Consider the following 14,920-nt stretch of genomic DNA (forward strand, 5'->3'; position numbering starts at 1 on the left):
CCCCATGACCCTCAGATTTCTGCAAGATGGACCCGTGCCATGACCTGCTATTTCGTGACCGGCACCGACACCGATGCCGGCAAGACTCTCGCCAGCTCCGCGCTTTTGGCGCTCGCCAGACGCCAGGGCCTCAGCACCCTGGGCCTGAAACCGGTGGCGTCTGGCTGCCAAGCGACGGCTGCAGGGTTGAGAAACATCGACGCCTTGACGCTCCAGGCCCAGAGTCGGCCTGAGGTCGACTACGCCACGATCAATCCCTATGCCTTCGAGCCCCCCATTGCCCCTCATCTGGCAGCGCGCTACGCCGACGCCGAGCTGACCTTGGCCAGGCTGGAACGGACCATTGCGCCGTCCCTGGCGCTGGGCCGCGACCTGACGCTGATCGAGGGCGCTGGCGGCTACCGCGTCCCGCTGAATGAGCAGGAAGACCTGGCAGGCCTGGCCCCTCGCCTTAGGCTGCCGGTCATTGTTGTCATTGGCCTCAAGCTGGGCTGTCTCAATCACGCCTTGCTGACCGCAGAAGCGCTGGCCCGTGACGGCGTGGTCTGCGCTGGCTGGATTGGCAACCTCATCGACGCTGACTTTGCGGCAGATGAAACCCTTTACCAGGACAACCTTGCCCATCTGACCGCGCGGCTACCGGGGCCTTGCCTGGGCATCATTCCCCGCCTGGAGGGCAGTGACCACCAGGAGCTGGCGCAGCAGGCCGCCGAGTACCTGACGCTTCCCCCCGGTTAGGCCTTGGCTTTTATTGCGTCGCTTGATTCGTTGCCTTTTGTCTCGCTGCCTTTGTTCTTATCGAATTAGCTCTCATTGCATTAGCACTCATTGCGTTAGTGCTCATTGCCTCGGGCATGCTCCCTTCGCCTCAGGCATGAGCGGCCTGTCACCAAGGGCCCATCGCCATCCGCCTGGGCCCTGATGGCTGCGGCGTCGCCCAACAGCTGAAAAAGTTGACTTGCCGGTCAGGCAACGTACAATGTGCACCGCTCACCTGCATGCGGATGTGGTGGAATTGGTAGACACGCTAGATTTAGGTTCTAGTGCCTTAGCGCGTGGGAGTTCGAGTCTCCCCATCCGCACCATCTTGATGTCCCTCAGCTTTTCCCGAATTCCAGCAGATTGCCACGACGCACTAGATGTTCTGGTGTGACCCAATGGTGACGTCACTCTTTCAGAACATGTCCAGAAGGTGCTAGGAACGTGCCTCGCCAGGCGCTCAGTGATGACGCCCACTCGTCCTCTTTGATCGCTTTATCGCAGCGATAGCCATCGCGCTCACATACCTGAGGACACCGCTCGCCTCACCCCTCTCGTCGCATATCACGCTCTGGCATAGCGGCGCTACGCTGTGGCCACCGGCGCGTTGACAACTGCCAGGAAGCCGCGACGAATCGGACCACCGCTCGTGCTATCTTTAGCGGCGAACGGTACGGGATGTGCGTTCTTCCAAAAGCATTCAAGAAAAAAGGCCCCTGCATGCTGAACTACTTTGCCCTTGGCATTCTCTTTTTTGTCGCCTTGACGCTGTTCTACGGGGTTATCGTCATTCACGACATTCCCTATGGCATCGCCAAGAAGCGCAATCATCCTCATCAGGATGCTATCCACGTAGCGGGCTGGGTCAGCCTCTTCACCCTGCATGTGCTGTGGCCCTTCCTGTGGATCTGGGCCACCCTGTATCGCGATGATCGCGGCTGGGGCTTTCAGCAGATCGAGCAGGAACAGGCCAGGGAACGCAACGAGATCGATCAACTGAGGGCGGAGCTGGAGCAGCTCAGGCAGCGGCTTGATCGGCAGGAATCAGGGCAGCCTACCCCGACGGCCGAAACCGTCAGCTCAACCCAGCAGGGAGGCCAGTCCTGATGGATCTGCTTATCGTCCTGACCTACGCCGCCATCTGCATCGTCATTTTCAAGGTGTTTCGCATCCCGCTGAACAAGTGGACAGTGCCCACCGCCTTTCTGGGCGGCGTGATTGTCGTCTCGACGCTGGTGCTGTTGATGAACTACAACCACCCCTTCACTCGCCAGGTGCGTCAGGCCTACGCCGTCACGCCGCTGGTGTCGGAAGTACGAGCCCGCGTCACGTCGGTCAACGTATCCCCCAACACCCTGGTCAAGGCCGGCACCCCGCTGTTCACCCTCGATGCACGGCAGTTCGAAGCCAAGGTGGAGCGTCTGACCGCCGAGCTGGAAGACACCTTGCGCAACTCTGACAGCCGCACCGCAGGCGTGGCTGAGGCGGAAGCCAACTTGCTGGCCGCCCAGGCGGATCGCAACCAGGCCCAGCGCACCCTGGCACGCTACCAGGCGGCCTCATCGGCCTTTAGTCGACAGCAGATCGATGAAGCGGCCCAGGTCGCCGAGACCACCGCCGCCCGGGTATCCCAGGCCCAGGCAGCGCTGGAAAGAGCTCAAGCGGAACAGCGTCCCGATGCCAATGATCAGGACCCACTGGTGATCGCCAAGCGGGCCGAACTGGCCCAGGCCCAGTACGACCTGGAGAACACCATTATCCGAGCCCCGACAGACGGGTATCTTACCCAGCTGGCGGTACGCCCCGGCATGATGGCGGTGCCGCTGCCGCTCAAGCCGATGGGAGTCTTCGTGCACGATGAGCCAGGTCGTTTTACTGGCGCCTTCCGTCAGCAGGCGCTGAACCGCATTCAGCAGGGTGACGAAGCAGAGCTGACCTTCACGGCCTTGCCTGGCCAGGTGTTCAGCGCAGAGGTCATCGAGGTGCTTCCCGCCATCGCCGAGTCTCAGGTCGCGGCAGGAGATCGCCTGCTGGGCGCAGACGCCTTCAAGACAGTGGATGCCCCGGCGCTGGTGACATTGCGGCTGCTGCCGGACCAGGACGTGCCCGACCTGCCGTTGGGCATCAGCGCCCAGGCGGCGGTCTACACCGAGCACTTCCATCACGTGGCCATCATGCGCAAGGTGCTCCTTCGCATGCTCGGTTGGCAGCACTACCTCTATCTGGATCACTGACGCCAAACGACTCAGCCAAGCCCCGGGCGTCCCTACCGACGCCCGGGGCTTTTTGCTGGGCGCTGCGCCGCTGCAGGCCAGACGGCTGAAGCACAGACGACTGAAGCACCAACGACAGGCCTGGGCGCCCGTAAACGCTGACCATCATGATCCAAATCAAGAACTTGGCGGACGCTCTGATCCTACAATTCCTGCATGATCAGTCACCACATGGACCGCGGCGATGTTCACCAAGATTCTGGTACCGGTAGACGGCTCTTGCTACTCCCGTGAAGCGCTGAAGGTGGCCTGCACGCTGCTCAATGCCCATCGCAGCGACGATACTTCGCCCGCCGGAAACGCAAGCGCCGGCCAGCTAGTCTTGCTGCACGTGCCAGAAGAGCTCGGTTCGGAACCCGCCTTCGTCTGGGGCGTCTCCGCCATCGCCGCTGGTGCTGCCCTGGATGAGCGAGAGGCCATCGGCAGAGAGATTCTCGACAACGCCGGGCGTGACGCGCTTAGCCTGATGGTTCCCAGCCCGATGATCCTGCTGCGCCACGGCAGCCCAGGCCAGGTCATCCTCGACGCGGCCCGTGAGCACGGCGTCGACGCCATCGTCATGGGGCATCGCGGTATGGGCAAGTTCAAGGCCCTGATCGAAGGCAGCGTGTCACGCAAGGTCAGTCATCACGCCCGCTGCCGAGTGGTGACCGTGCACTGACGCCCGTATGAAACGAACAGACGAGCAAACGAGCAGAAGAGCAGAAGAGCAAACGAATAGACGAGCAGAGTGCACGCCATAGCGAAGCGCGTCCCGGCCTCTGCGGCGCCAGCCATGCTAGGCTTTCTCCTACGTTAAACCATGACCCCGCGTGCCATGGTCCGAGGTTGACGAGGGAGCCATTGATGAGACATCTCCGCCTTTATGGCGCTCGGCGCAGTGCGGCCGGTACCACTCCATCTGCGGGCATGCTGCTGGGGGTGCTCGTACTCGCCACTTGCCTGGTCAGCGGCTGCTCCAGCACGTCCCCCGCGGACGGCCTGACGGAGCGCCGAGGCGACAGACAGTATGACGCTCTCGACAGCCTGCAGTTACCGGAAGACGCGCTCCCCCCGCCAGGTGCCTGCCGCATCTGGTACCTGGATCTGACGCCAGACCGCCAGCCTCCTCCCGGTAACTGCAACGACCTGTATGACCAAGTGCCTCCAGGCGCCCGCCTGATTCGCGGCTAGGCTGACGCCTGCTGATGCCTGTACCGGACCGTTCTATCGCCTGCCCAGACGGGCCTCGGCCTGCTCCAACGATGCCCAGGCTAGCCGCTTGAGCGAGTCCTGCCCCTGGTCCATGGCCTCCAGTAGCGCTCGCTTTTCCTTGAGGTAGATCCGCGCGAAGCCAGGGTCGTGCTCGACAATAGAGCCGGTGTTGTGAATCAGATCTGCATACTTGACGGTCTGTACATCCCCACCAGCGCGTGCCAACCGTTCCAGCGAGATCCGCTTGCGCGCGGCGCGATTGCCGACCTCTGGCCCCTCAAGGTCACTCAAGGCCACCACAAGTTCCACCACGTCAGCAGGAAACAACTCACGCAGGGTCATCTCGCTGACCTCGGTATCCTCCAGCACGTCGTGCAGCCACGCCGCGGCCTCTAGCTCCGGCCGACTCGGACAATGTTCGCGCACCAAGGCGGCAACCGCGGCAGGATGCTCGATGTAGGGAGTCTCCAGATACTTGCGGCGTTGGCCAATGGCACAGTGGGCAGCCGTCGCGAAAACACGTGCGTGTTCGACCATGACCTGGCCATCGGTGGGTTCTATGGACATCTTGGGCGCCTCCATAAATTAGAACATTTCAATATATTGAGGACAGCGAACGGTCGGCCCACTATTCTGAGTCCACCCCAACCACAATAAGGAGCCCCCATGAAGCCGGACACGATCGCACTGCATCACGGCTACACGCCCGACAACCAGAATGCCGTGGCGGTGCCCATTCATCAGACCACGTCCTTTTCATTTGATAATGCGCAACACGCCGCGGATCTGTTCGACCTCAAGGTCGAAGGCAATATCTACTCGCGCATCATGAATCCCACCTGCAGCGTGCTGGAGGGGCGGGTAGCGGCACTGGAAGGCGGTATTGCCGGACTCGCGGTGGCCTCAGGGATGGCGGCAATCACCTACGCCATCCAAACCATCGCCGAAACCGGCGACAACATCGTCTCGATCAGCGAGCTGTACGGGGGCACCTACAACCTGTTTGCCCACACGCTGCCTCGTCAGGGCATCGAGGTCCGCTTTGCCGACAAGGACGACCTGGACACCATCGCCGGCCACATCGATGCCCGTACCAAAGCCATTTTCTGCGAAAGCATCGGCAACCCCTCGGGCAGCGTCGTCGACCTTGGCGCGCTGGCGACTCTGGCCCATGACCATGGCCTACCGCTGATTGTCGATAACACCGTGGCCACCCCCTTCCTGTGTCGCCCGATCGACCACGGCGCCGATATCGTGGTGCATTCGGCGACGAAATACATTGGCGGCCATGGCACCACCGTCGGTGGCGTCATCGTCGACTCCGGACGCTTCCCCTGGGCCTCCCATGCCGAGCGCTTTGCCCTGCTCAACGAAGCGGACCCGTCCTATCACGGTATCAGCTACACCCGTGACGTTGGTGAGGCCGCCTTCATCGCCAGGGCCCGCGTCGTGCCACTGCGCAACATGGGCGCGGCACTCAGCGCCCAGGCTGCCTGGAACCTGCTGCAGGGCCTGGAAACGCTATCGCTTCGAATCGAGCGTATCTGTGATAACACCCAGAAGGTAGCGGAATATCTGGAGCAGCATCCCGCCGTCTCGTGGGTGAAGTACGCAGGACTCGAACACCACAAGGATCACGGGCTCGCGATCCGCTACCTGCAAGGCAAAGCGTCAGGCATTCTTAGCTTCGGTATCAAGGGCGGGCGCGATGCGGGGGCACGCTTCTATGACGCTCTCGGTTTGATCCTTCGACTGGTCAACATAGGCGATGCCAAGACCTGCTCTGCCATCCCGGCCGCCACTACCCACCGCCAGTTGAACGAAGAGGAATTGGCCGCCGCCGGTGTCAGCGCCGATATGGTCCGACTGTCCATCGGCATCGAGCACATCGATGACCTGCTGAGCGATCTCGACCAGGCGCTGTCTGCCTCGCAAGCATGAGCGATGCTCCCACGCCCGACGTGGGAGCATGGTTCTAGTCGGAAGCAGGCACGGGCAAACCCACAGGAGTCGGCGAAGGGGGCAGCCATTCCCCCTTCGTCAACGCCTCGGTAGGTCGGTAGAAGCGCAGGGTATAGTTCCATCCAGGCTCAATCGCCAGATAGTTCGGCACGTCGGGATCCCCGCCAAAATGCAGCGTTACCGACCCATCCTCGTTGGCATCCGCCGTGCTGCTGGTCACCGACTGGGCGCCGTCGGCGCCGTCGATCAAGCGGCCCTGGTCGTCATACACCGTCACCGACCAGAACCCGGTGACCGGCACATCGACCGGCAGCATCAGCACCTGAGGGGTATCGCCGTCGTTGTGCAACGGATTGATCGTGACGTAGTACGCCTCTTCAATGGGCTGGCCCAGCCAACCGGCAGCGGTCCCCCACAGATGGCGCACAGGGTCGACGTCACCCTCGGCGCCAAACATGCGGTGACTGCCCGACAGGAAGGGTGACAAGCCCAATACCGCTTCACGCACGTCAGCCAGAGCCTGCACATCCCAGTCGGGCAGTGTCATCTCACCCTGTTCGGCCTGGGACCACTCGATGGCGTCCTGCTGGGCGTTGGCCTTGGCGATATCCTCGGGCGAGTCTGCATCGACCTGGGTGCGGACCATCACCAGGGCATAGCGTGACCCCACCGTGTCCTGGTCCAGGGTGATCTCACGCCCCCCATAGACCATCAGTGGAGTGAAATGGTCCTGACTCACGACCTGCAGTGACTGCAGTCGGGTGGGATCCGCCTGGGTCGAGATCGTTACCGGAGAACTCAGGTCGAATAGACCCACACTGTGCAACACATCTCGATTGGGGCGCAGCACGTCCGCGTCTGCAGGCAGTGGCGCGCGATCATGGCGTAGCGTGCCGAAGTAACCATCATCAGCGTAGCGCTGAAAATGGTGGTCGGTCTGGGCCCTGATATAGGTATCGAGGGTAACGGCATCGCCAGCGCCGGTACCGCCCCCCTCGTCCGCCTGAACGGAAGCTAGCGTCAACATCACCGCCCCCAGGCAGCCACCCCACTGTCTCCACACCATGACGCTCCCCATGCCTGACTCGATCATTACTGTCAGCATAGCGCCGCATTCCACATCCTACGTCAACCCTGGGCCAGGGTATCGGCTGTGATGGGCACAGCTCTCGGGCCTCAACTGCCAGCGATCGTCATCTCATCGATCAACCAGCTGCCGCTGTGAATACTGCCGCGGGTATCGACATCGTCCCCCAGCGCCACCAGACCCTGGAACATGCGTGACAGGTTTCCGGCGATGGTAAACTCTTCGACCGGATACTGGATCCGTCCATTTTCGACCCAGAAACCGGCAGCGCCACGGGAGTAGTCGCCGGTGACGCCGTTGACCCCCTGCCCCATCAGCTCGGTCACCAGCACCCCACGGTCCATCTGCGCCAGCATGTCACCATGGGGCGTGGTGGCACCGACCAGGCGCAGATTGCGCGCACCACCGGCGTTGGCCGTTGTCTGCATGCCGAGGCGCCGCGCGCTGTAGGCGGACAGCATGTAGCTGGCGATGCGGCCATCTTCGATAAAGCGATTGTCACGGGTCTGCACGCCATCACCGTCGAACGGGCTGCTCGCCATGCCGCCCACCAGCATCGGATGCTCACCGAGACCGAACCAGGACGGGAACAACGCCTCACCCAGGCGCCCGCACAGGAACGATGCATCCCGGTAGATCGCGCCTCCAGCGAGGGCCGACATCAAGTGTCCTACCAGGCCACTGGCCAGACTCGGGTCGAACATGACCGGAAAGCGGCCGGTCTGCGGCGTCTGGCCACCAAGACGACGCAGGGTGCGTTCGGCAGCGCTGTCGCCGACCTCGGCAGGATCGCGCAGGGCCCTGGGGTCCCTGGCACTGGTGTAATCGTAGTCGCGCTGCATGCCGGAGGCGTCTTCCGCGATCAGCATGCACGACAATGAGTGACGACTGCCGCGCTGGCTGCCCATGAAGCCGTGGCTGTTGGCGTAGACACGCACCCCCTCACCGCTGGACAGGCTGGCACCGTCAGAGCTGCGAATGCCCTCACGAGCAAGTCCGGCGGCTTCGCAGGCCAGGGCTCGCTGAATGGCCTCGTCCGTTTCCAGCGCCCAGGGATGGTGGACATCGAGATCCGGCAGTTCGGTCGCCATAAGCTGCGCATCGGCCAGGCCCGCAGCGGGATCTTCCCCGGTGTAGCGGGCGATGGCGATAGCCTTCTCGACCACGCTCTTGATCGACGCATCGCTGGCGTCGGTGGAGGAGGCACTGCCCTTGCGTTGACCGAGATAGACGGTCACCGCAATGCCCTGATCACGGGACAGCTCAACCGACTCGACATCGCCTTCACGCACGCTGACACCGATCCCCTGGTCGACACTGGCACCTACCTCGCAGGCATCAGCTCCTAGCCGCCGGGCCAGTGCTACAGCGCTCTCGGCGCGCCCTTCCAGCAATCTCTGCTGGGCTGTGGCATCAAACGCCTGTGTCATCTTCTACTCCTTCTGCGGCCCGATCGACCGCTTGAGACTGTCATCCCTTGCCGCTCATGTCGGCTCGGGCTGGTATACTCCTGAGCTTTGGCGGGCGCCGCCTGTTGGCGTTCGCCTCTTCGCTGCCCCAGCTGCCTTCATCAGGGACCCGGTATGACCCAGCAAGACCTCTCCCCCGACGACCGCCCCAGCAAGTCACAACTCAAGCGCGAAATGCACGAGTTGCAGGCTTTGGGCGAACGCTTCATCGCCATGAAGCCGGACGAACGTGCACGCTTCCCGCTCTCGGACGACCTGCTGCGCGCCATCGAGGAAACCGATCGCATCCGTGCCCGCGAGGCGAGAAGGCGCCACATGCAGTACGTCGGCAAACTGATGCGCAAGGAAGACCTCGACGCCATTCAGGCCGTCTTCGATGAAATCGAACAGGCCCAGGTGCAGCGCGACCATGCCTTTCTGCGCCTGGAAAAGTGGCGCGACCGGATGATCGAGGAAGGCGACGACGCAGTCGAACCCTTCCTGGCGGACTACCCCCACGCCGACCGTCAGGCACTGCGCCAGCTCATCCGCAATGCCCGCAAGGAGCGCGAGCAGAACAAGCCGCCGACCAACGCCAAACGGCTCTATAAACTGCTGCGCGACACGGCGGGACTCTAGCCCCGCCGGGTGCCATCTTGCCTTGCGGCGGCCATTCGGGTCGGCTTACACAGCACGACCTGAAAACTCAGTCCTGAAAACTCAGAACTGAAAAAACCGCGACCTGAGACATCCATACCTGCACCACCCAAGGCGCTGAACCTCGCGCCCATGGGTAGGTGTCAGGCGGCGCTCACGACTGGGTGCCGCCAACCGTCAGCTCATCCAGCTTCAAGGTGGGCTGACCCACGCCGACAGGAACGCCTTGCCCCTCCTTGCCGCAGACGCCAATACCGGTGTCCAGCGCCATGTCGTGTCCAATCATCGACACTCGGCCCATGGCTTCGGGCCCGTTACCGATCAGGGTAGCCCCCTTCACCGGCGCGGTAATGCGCCCGTCCTCGATCAGATACGCCTCGCTGGCAGAGAACACAAACTTGCCGGACGTGATATCGACCTGACCGCCACCGAAACTCACCGCGTAAAGACCGCGAGAGACGCTCTTGATGATGTCTTCCGGGTCGTCCTGACCGGCCCGCATGTAGGTGTTCGTCATGCGAGGCATCGGCATGTGCGCGAACGACTCGCGGCGAGCATTGCCAGTCGGTGCCATGCCCATCAGGCGGGCATTCAACTTGTCCTGCATGTAGCCCTTGAGGATGCCGTCCTCGATCAGGGTGGTGCACTGACTCGGCGTTCCTTCATCGTCCACCGACAGCGAACCACGCCGATCGGTCAGCGTACCGTCATCGACCACGGTGACCCCTGGCGCCGCCACCCGTTCACCGATACGGCCGGCAAACGCGGAACTGCCCTTGCGATTGAAGTCACCTTCAAGCCCGTGTCCCACCGCTTCATGCAGCAGAATTCCAGGCCACCCGGCCCCCAGCACAACGGGCATCTGCCCGGCCGGCGCATCCCCGGCTTCCAGGTTGACCAGCGCCTGGCGCACGGCCTCCTTGGCATAGGTTTCGGCGACACCCTCGTCACGCAGGCGCGCCATCGGGTAACGACCACCGCCTCCCGCGCTGCCCCGTTCCCGACGCCCATTGCGAGACGCAATCACGCTCACGTTGAAGCGCACCAGCGGACGCACATCGGTCGCCAGGGTGCCGTCACTGGCCGTGACCAGGACCACTTCATAGACGCCGGACAGCGAGGCACTGACCTGGGTAACGCTGGGGTCGGCTGCTCTGGCCACCCGGTCGGCCAGCTTCAGCATCGCGACCTTGTCCTCGGCCGACAGCCCCGACAAGGGATCGATGCCCGCATAGCGGGGCTCTACACTGACCACGATGCGGGGCGCCTGGTTGAGGCTGGCGCCGCTTCGCACGATGCCCGCGGCAGTTCGTCCGGTCTCCGCCAGCGCATCGGCGGTAATCTGGTTGGAATAGGCAAAGCCGGTCTTTTCACCGGCCATCGCGCGCACCCCGACACCACCGTCGATGTTGTAGCTGGCTTCCTTGACCTCGCCATCCTCCAGCACCCAGCCTTCGTGCCAGGCGCGCTGGAAATACAGGTCGGCATAGTCGATGCCCGGCCCGAGGGCATGCCGCAGACCGGCATCAAGTCCGCCAAGGTCAAGCCCGCCGGGGGTCAACAGAGTGGCAACCGCCTCTTCGAGGCTCGCAGGATGTGATGTCATTGGGCACTTTCCAGAGTGATCTGGGGCGACGTCCATGGACCTTGCACCAGATAGTGAATTCGCGTCACCCGATCGATGACGTCACCGAACAGCTTGTCGGCCACGAACAGCGCCCCACCGACGATGGGAGCGCCCGCGACCACAGCGGCCAGTGGCAGGTTGTTGCTGACGGGCACCGTGACGCCGAGCATCAGGTCCAGCTGACGCCTGGCAAGGTCGGCGGAGCCGTCCAGCGTGAAGTCGGTCGCCGGTCCGTCGATGCGGATCGGCCCATCGGTTTCCAGCACTCCACCATACAGGGTTGCGTTACCGCTGACACGGTCAAAGGCGGTTCCTGAACCGGTGACGTCGGTGAAGTCCAGGCGCAGTCGACGCAGCAGGTTATCGACATTAAGAAGCCCCACCACCTTGGCCGATGGCGAACTGATGTTGGCGAAGGCACCGTCCAGCATGCTCACCTCCAGGCTACCCCTCGAACGGGCCAGGGCGAACTGCCAGGGCGCGCCGGGCCAGGCCAGTTGACTGTCCACATCCAGACGCTCGGCACGCACCGCGACCTCCTGGCCCAGCGCAGCCAGGGCGGTACCAGGATCCCCCCCGGTCAACGCCAGCCGGGACCTGGTGAGGCTGTGGCTGCTGCCAGAGGCTTCCCAGATCAGTGATCCATTGGCACTGACTTCGCCGAGGGTCAAGGCGACAGGGTCTACCGACAGACGATCATCCTGGGTCCGCCACTCACCGCTGAAGGGGCCCATCCGATTGCCCTTGTACTGGATGGTACGGATGTCGAGTCGCCCGTCAGGCAGATCTCGCACGCGGGCAGGAAATTCGGCGGGTTCCTCGGCCACCTCAAGCTCACCAAACAGTGAACCGGCTTCGGCCCCGGCGACCGCTTGCCCTGAAGACGCCGGAATCAGGTCATCCAAGGTCAGCCGGTCGAGATCCAGCACCAGTGGCTGAAGGGTGCCGGGCCGATAGCGCATCTGGCCACTGAGCAGGCTACCGTCCAGCGAGGCGTTCCAGCGCTGGCCGCCACCCTGCTCGGGACTGGCATTGATGACCAGGGAACCCAGGCAGCGGTCGCCGTCGCTGAGGCAGTCGCTGCGGGCCTCGACCCTGGCCAGACCCACGCTGCCACTGCCACTGCCGGAACCACCACCCGGCATGCTGCCGGCCAGGGGCTTGAGGGCATCCGCCCAGGCCGTGAGATCCAGCCTTGGAAGATGCGCCAACACCGCCACGCCTCGCTCCCTGGGCCAGGCGGCAGGCGCCGACCGACCGATCCACAGCTGGCCTTGGCCACCACCGGCATCGCGCCACCTGGCGCCGACACTGTTGCCGTACTCGGCACTCAGGCTCATGGCATCACCCAGGCGTAGATCCAGCGCAAGCGGTACACGCTCCGCGGCACGCTTGCCCAGGGGGGCCGGCAGCTCGATCGTCAGGCCCTCCAGTGTACTGTCGAGCTGCAAGCGCTGAGCCTCCAGGTTCAAGCGCCCGCGCCATGGAAAGGCACCGGACATCAACGCCCCCGAAGGCAGTCCCGCCCAGTCCAGCAGCGCAGGCGCCTCGGCACGCCCCGACAGGGCAACGCTGTCGTTGCTGCCTTCCAGCTCTGCGGTCACGTCACCGCCCAGCACGCGACCATCAAGTCGCCCCGACAGGCCGCCATCGTCGCCCTGCTGCTGCCACGTCAGCGGCCCGCGAACATTCTCGAAGGAAAGCCCGGTGCTCTGGTGGGTGACCGACGAGGCTTCGGCATTGGCCTCGACGCTAAGAGACAGTCCGTCAGGGTCATCCATCGGCATACGCAAGGCCAGCTCACCCTGAACCCGCCCCTCGCCTTGCCAGTCACTGGCGGCGTCGACGCCATCCACCGGCATCTCGCCCAGGAATCGCAGTAGATCGGTCAACGAAGCAGTCAGCGGTCCGTCTACGCTCAGCACCTGGTCCTGCAAGCTGACGCGAGCATCATTTGTGCCCACTCCCAGGCTTTCAGCATGATCGACGCGGGCTTCCAGGCTATCGTCTTCGACGGACAGATGTCCGCGCACCTGCTGAAGCGCTGGCCAGCCATCGGCGTAGGGAACACGCCCATCGACAATGTCGAGCTCAAGCCCAAGTGTGGTGTCCAACCTGTCACCACCCTCGGCATCGCTGTCGAGGCTGTCCTGCTCACGCAGGGGCACGTGCAACCTCAGCTGTCCCTGGGGCACCCGCCCCGCCAGGCCGCTGGCGAGCCATTCGGCCAGCTCAGGGTCGACATCGTTTCGCAGCAGCGGCATCGGCAGCCACTCACTGAGCGCGGTATCGCGGGCGTTGACGTCACGCATATCGAGGGACAGGCCGAAGCCTCCGCGCCGGTCTCCGGCAATCGCCAGGCCAAATTCCCCGTCGACCTTGGCACCGCGCCAGCCTACCTGGAGATCTCGCCCACTGACGTAGCTGCGCGGACCATCGTAGGACCACTGCACCTGGCCGGTGGCGTAGTCCAGTGCCATCGGTGCCGAGAACAGGTTAGGGAAGTGCATGGACGCTGCACCGGTATCGACAAAGTCGACTTTCCCTCGAGTGCCGTCGGCCTCGACCCACACATCGAGGGGGCCCCCACCTGGCGCATCCTCCCAGGGATCCACCTCGACGCCCTCGGCGCTGACGCGGGCCCGCCACTCGCCTTCGCGCTTGCCAAAACCTAGCCCGGTGACGCGCCCTCTTGGCTGCAACGCCGATACCGCACGCGACAGCCCTTCGGGCAGGCGCACCCGTTCCCGCCACTGGGCCAGCGCCCCAAGCTCGAAGTCACTGGCGTTGGCCCACCAGCCATCCTCTCGACTGGCCACATGCCAGAAACGCGGCAGCGCGCTGCCCTCAGGGGCCTGTTCACCGTCGTTGCCCGTCCACAGCACGTCTTCAGTGTCGCCTTCGAACCAGGCTTCCCAGTCATCGACCCCACGCCGCAGCCACTGCCCTCTCAGCTCGGCCCCCGTCATCACGATGCCGCCATGCTCTGCCGCGGGTGCCTGAGGGGCTACCGACGATGGGCCATGATCATCCTGGTTCAGCGCGATACGCGGCGCCCGTACATCCAGGCGCACATCCGCCAGCCGTCCGTTATCCCAACGGGCCCATATCGTGGCATCACCGCTGGCCTCATCCAGCCTGAGCACGTCTTCGATACCGATCAAGCGTGACAGTCCGGTCAGGCTGTCGAGCTGCATGGTGCCCTGCAGCGCCGCACTGAAGTTGCCGGCGTCCCGGGTGCCGGGGGTCAGCGCCATCACCACTTCCATGGCTTCCATGGAGCGGTCTTCAATGAAAATCTCGCCTTCGATGTGGGTGCGTGTTTCGTTCCCGGTCATCAACAGCCGGGGCGCATGCAGGGTGGTCACTTCCCGCCGCCCGTGGAGCACCACGCGTAGATCATCGACCCAGGCCCGCTGACGCAGCATCACGCCGACCCAGAAGTCCAGGCGCTGCAGGTTGAATTCGCCATCAGGCATGAGTTCGGGGGGAATCCGGGCCGGCTTGGGCCACAGCCAGCGACGCTCACGGTCCTGGTAAAGATGCAGGGTCACGCCCTGAAAATGCGCCTTGTCGGCGACGGGAATGCCCTGCTGGAGACTGGCCAGGGTGTCCAGGCGCACCTCACCCTGCTCGACTTCCAGCAGCGGATAGCTGCCCAGGGCGTCGCGCGCTTCCAGGCGCAGGCCATCCAGCGACAGCTCGGGGTCAAGCCCCCGCAGCGCCCCGTTCATTTCGACCAGGTGGGCCTCGGCCTCGAAGCGAGACTCGACCATGTCGATCAGCGTGCTTTCCAGCCGATCCACCTGGCCCAGGGAGAGACGCAGGACCACCGTCAGCAGTGCGGCGAGGGCCAGCACCACCGCCACCAGCGTCAGTAACCAGCGAGTCAGCAGGCGAATCGGCCTCATCA

General features: G+C 63.8%; 12 protein-coding genes and 1 tRNA gene. 8 read left to right on the forward strand and 5 right to left on the reverse strand.

From position 1 onward, the window contains the following. Window positions 1–39 precede the first annotated feature (39 nt). The 6 genes from bioD (at window position 40) to KUW18_RS11295 (ending at window position 4,205) form a co-directional block, all read left to right on the forward strand. The gene (gene bioD / locus KUW18_RS11270) at window positions 40–738 is read left to right on the forward strand and encodes a dethiobiotin synthase (RefSeq protein WP_206943338.1); all 699 of its coding nucleotides are present in this window, start codon (window positions 40–42) and stop codon (window positions 736–738) included. Window positions 739–1,000: 262 nt separating this feature from the next. Beyond that, a tRNA-Leu gene (locus KUW18_RS11275) sits at window positions 1,001–1,085 on the forward strand. Window positions 1,086–1,479: 394 nt separating this feature from the next. Beyond that, complete coding sequence (locus tag KUW18_RS19895; RefSeq protein ID WP_222238655.1) at window positions 1,480–1,866, forward strand: DUF3302 domain-containing protein; 387 nt, start codon at window positions 1,480–1,482, stop codon at window positions 1,864–1,866. Continuing rightward, the gene (locus KUW18_RS11285) at window positions 1,866–2,993 is read left to right on the forward strand and encodes an HlyD family secretion protein (protein ID WP_206943340.1); all 1,128 of its coding nucleotides are present in this window, start codon (window positions 1,866–1,868) and stop codon (window positions 2,991–2,993) included. The genes KUW18_RS19895 and KUW18_RS11285 overlap by 1 nt, the downstream gene beginning before the upstream one ends. 223 nt (window positions 2,994–3,216) lie before the next feature. Then, the gene (locus tag KUW18_RS11290) at window positions 3,217–3,693 is read left to right on the forward strand and encodes a universal stress protein (protein ID WP_222561432.1); all 477 of its coding nucleotides are present in this window, start codon (window positions 3,217–3,219) and stop codon (window positions 3,691–3,693) included. A 185-nt stretch (window positions 3,694–3,878) separates the two neighbouring features. Then, window positions 3,879–4,205, forward strand: coding sequence for a hypothetical protein (locus tag KUW18_RS11295; RefSeq protein WP_222561433.1), 327 nt, complete (start codon window positions 3,879–3,881; stop codon window positions 4,203–4,205). Between the two features lie 33 nt (window positions 4,206–4,238). Here the strand turns inward: KUW18_RS11295 and KUW18_RS11300 are convergent, their stop codons facing one another. Then, a complete protein-coding gene (locus tag KUW18_RS11300) occupies window positions 4,239–4,793 on the reverse strand; it encodes an HD domain-containing protein (RefSeq protein ID WP_224907509.1) in 555 nt (184 codons plus the stop codon). Window positions 4,794–4,892: 99 nt separating this feature from the next. Between KUW18_RS11300 and KUW18_RS11305 the strand changes: the two genes are divergently transcribed. After that, window positions 4,893–6,167 (forward strand): O-acetylhomoserine aminocarboxypropyltransferase/cysteine synthase family protein, encoded by a 1,275-nt coding sequence (locus KUW18_RS11305; RefSeq protein WP_222561434.1) that lies wholly within the window; start codon window positions 4,893–4,895, stop codon window positions 6,165–6,167. 34 nt (window positions 6,168–6,201) lie between these two features. Here KUW18_RS11305 and KUW18_RS11310 read toward each other — a convergent pair whose 3' ends face one another. Continuing rightward, window positions 6,202–7,293 (reverse strand): DUF1214 domain-containing protein, encoded by a 1,092-nt coding sequence (locus KUW18_RS11310; RefSeq protein WP_222561435.1) that lies wholly within the window; start codon window positions 7,291–7,293, stop codon window positions 6,202–6,204. A 71-nt stretch (window positions 7,294–7,364) separates the two neighbouring features. Continuing rightward, window positions 7,365–8,705, reverse strand: coding sequence for a metalloprotease PmbA (pmbA, locus tag KUW18_RS11315; RefSeq protein ID WP_206943347.1), 1,341 nt, complete (start codon window positions 8,703–8,705; stop codon window positions 7,365–7,367). A 153-nt stretch (window positions 8,706–8,858) separates the two neighbouring features. Here pmbA and yjgA point away from each other — a divergent pair, with 153 nt between their 5' ends. Continuing rightward, on the forward strand, window positions 8,859–9,362 hold the full coding sequence (yjgA, locus tag KUW18_RS11320; RefSeq protein ID WP_206943348.1) for a ribosome biogenesis factor YjgA: 504 nt from the start codon (window positions 8,859–8,861) through the stop codon (window positions 9,360–9,362). Window positions 9,363–9,534: 172 nt separating this feature from the next. Here the strand turns inward: yjgA and tldD are convergent, their stop codons facing one another. Then, window positions 9,535–10,986 (reverse strand): metalloprotease TldD, encoded by a 1,452-nt coding sequence (gene tldD, locus KUW18_RS11325; RefSeq protein ID WP_222561436.1) that lies wholly within the window; start codon window positions 10,984–10,986, stop codon window positions 9,535–9,537. After that, window positions 10,983–14,918, reverse strand: coding sequence for a YhdP family protein (locus KUW18_RS11330; protein WP_222561437.1), 3,936 nt, complete (start codon window positions 14,916–14,918; stop codon window positions 10,983–10,985). Before KUW18_RS11330 ends, tldD begins: the two co-directional genes overlap by 4 nt. Between the last annotated feature and the right edge of the window lie 2 nt (window positions 14,919–14,920).

Source organism: Halomonas sp. DP5Y7-2 (assembly GCF_019802025.1).
Classification (GTDB): domain Bacteria; phylum Pseudomonadota; class Gammaproteobacteria; order Pseudomonadales; family Halomonadaceae; genus Halomonas; species Halomonas litopenaei_A.

Excerpts from the sequence above, each read along its gene's own strand:
- tldD (WP_222561436.1), bottom strand. The coding sequence starts at position 10,986 with ATGACATCACATCCTGCGAGCCTCGAAGAGGCGGTTGCCACTCTGTTG.
- KUW18_RS19895 (WP_222238655.1), top strand. The coding sequence starts at position 1,480 with ATGCTGAACTACTTTGCCCTTGGCATTCTCTTTTTTGTCGCCTTGACG.
- KUW18_RS11300 (WP_224907509.1), bottom strand. The coding sequence starts at position 4,793 with ATGTCCATAGAACCCACCGATGGCCAGGTCATGGTCGAACACGCACGT.
- bioD (WP_206943338.1), top strand. The coding sequence starts at position 40 with ATGACCTGCTATTTCGTGACCGGCACCGACACCGATGCCGGCAAGACT.
- KUW18_RS11285 (WP_206943340.1), top strand. The coding sequence starts at position 1,866 with ATGGATCTGCTTATCGTCCTGACCTACGCCGCCATCTGCATCGTCATT.
- KUW18_RS11290 (WP_222561432.1), top strand. The coding sequence starts at position 3,217 with ATGTTCACCAAGATTCTGGTACCGGTAGACGGCTCTTGCTACTCCCGT.
- pmbA (WP_206943347.1), bottom strand. The coding sequence starts at position 8,705 with ATGACACAGGCGTTTGATGCCACAGCCCAGCAGAGATTGCTGGAAGGG.
- KUW18_RS11305 (WP_222561434.1), top strand. The coding sequence starts at position 4,893 with ATGAAGCCGGACACGATCGCACTGCATCACGGCTACACGCCCGACAAC.
- KUW18_RS11310 (WP_222561435.1), bottom strand. The coding sequence starts at position 7,293 with ATGCTGACAGTAATGATCGAGTCAGGCATGGGGAGCGTCATGGTGTGG.
- KUW18_RS11295 (WP_222561433.1), top strand. The coding sequence starts at position 3,879 with ATGAGACATCTCCGCCTTTATGGCGCTCGGCGCAGTGCGGCCGGTACC.
- KUW18_RS11330 (WP_222561437.1), bottom strand. The coding sequence starts at position 14,918 with ATGAGGCCGATTCGCCTGCTGACTCGCTGGTTACTGACGCTGGTGGCG.
- yjgA (WP_206943348.1), top strand. The coding sequence starts at position 8,859 with ATGACCCAGCAAGACCTCTCCCCCGACGACCGCCCCAGCAAGTCACAA.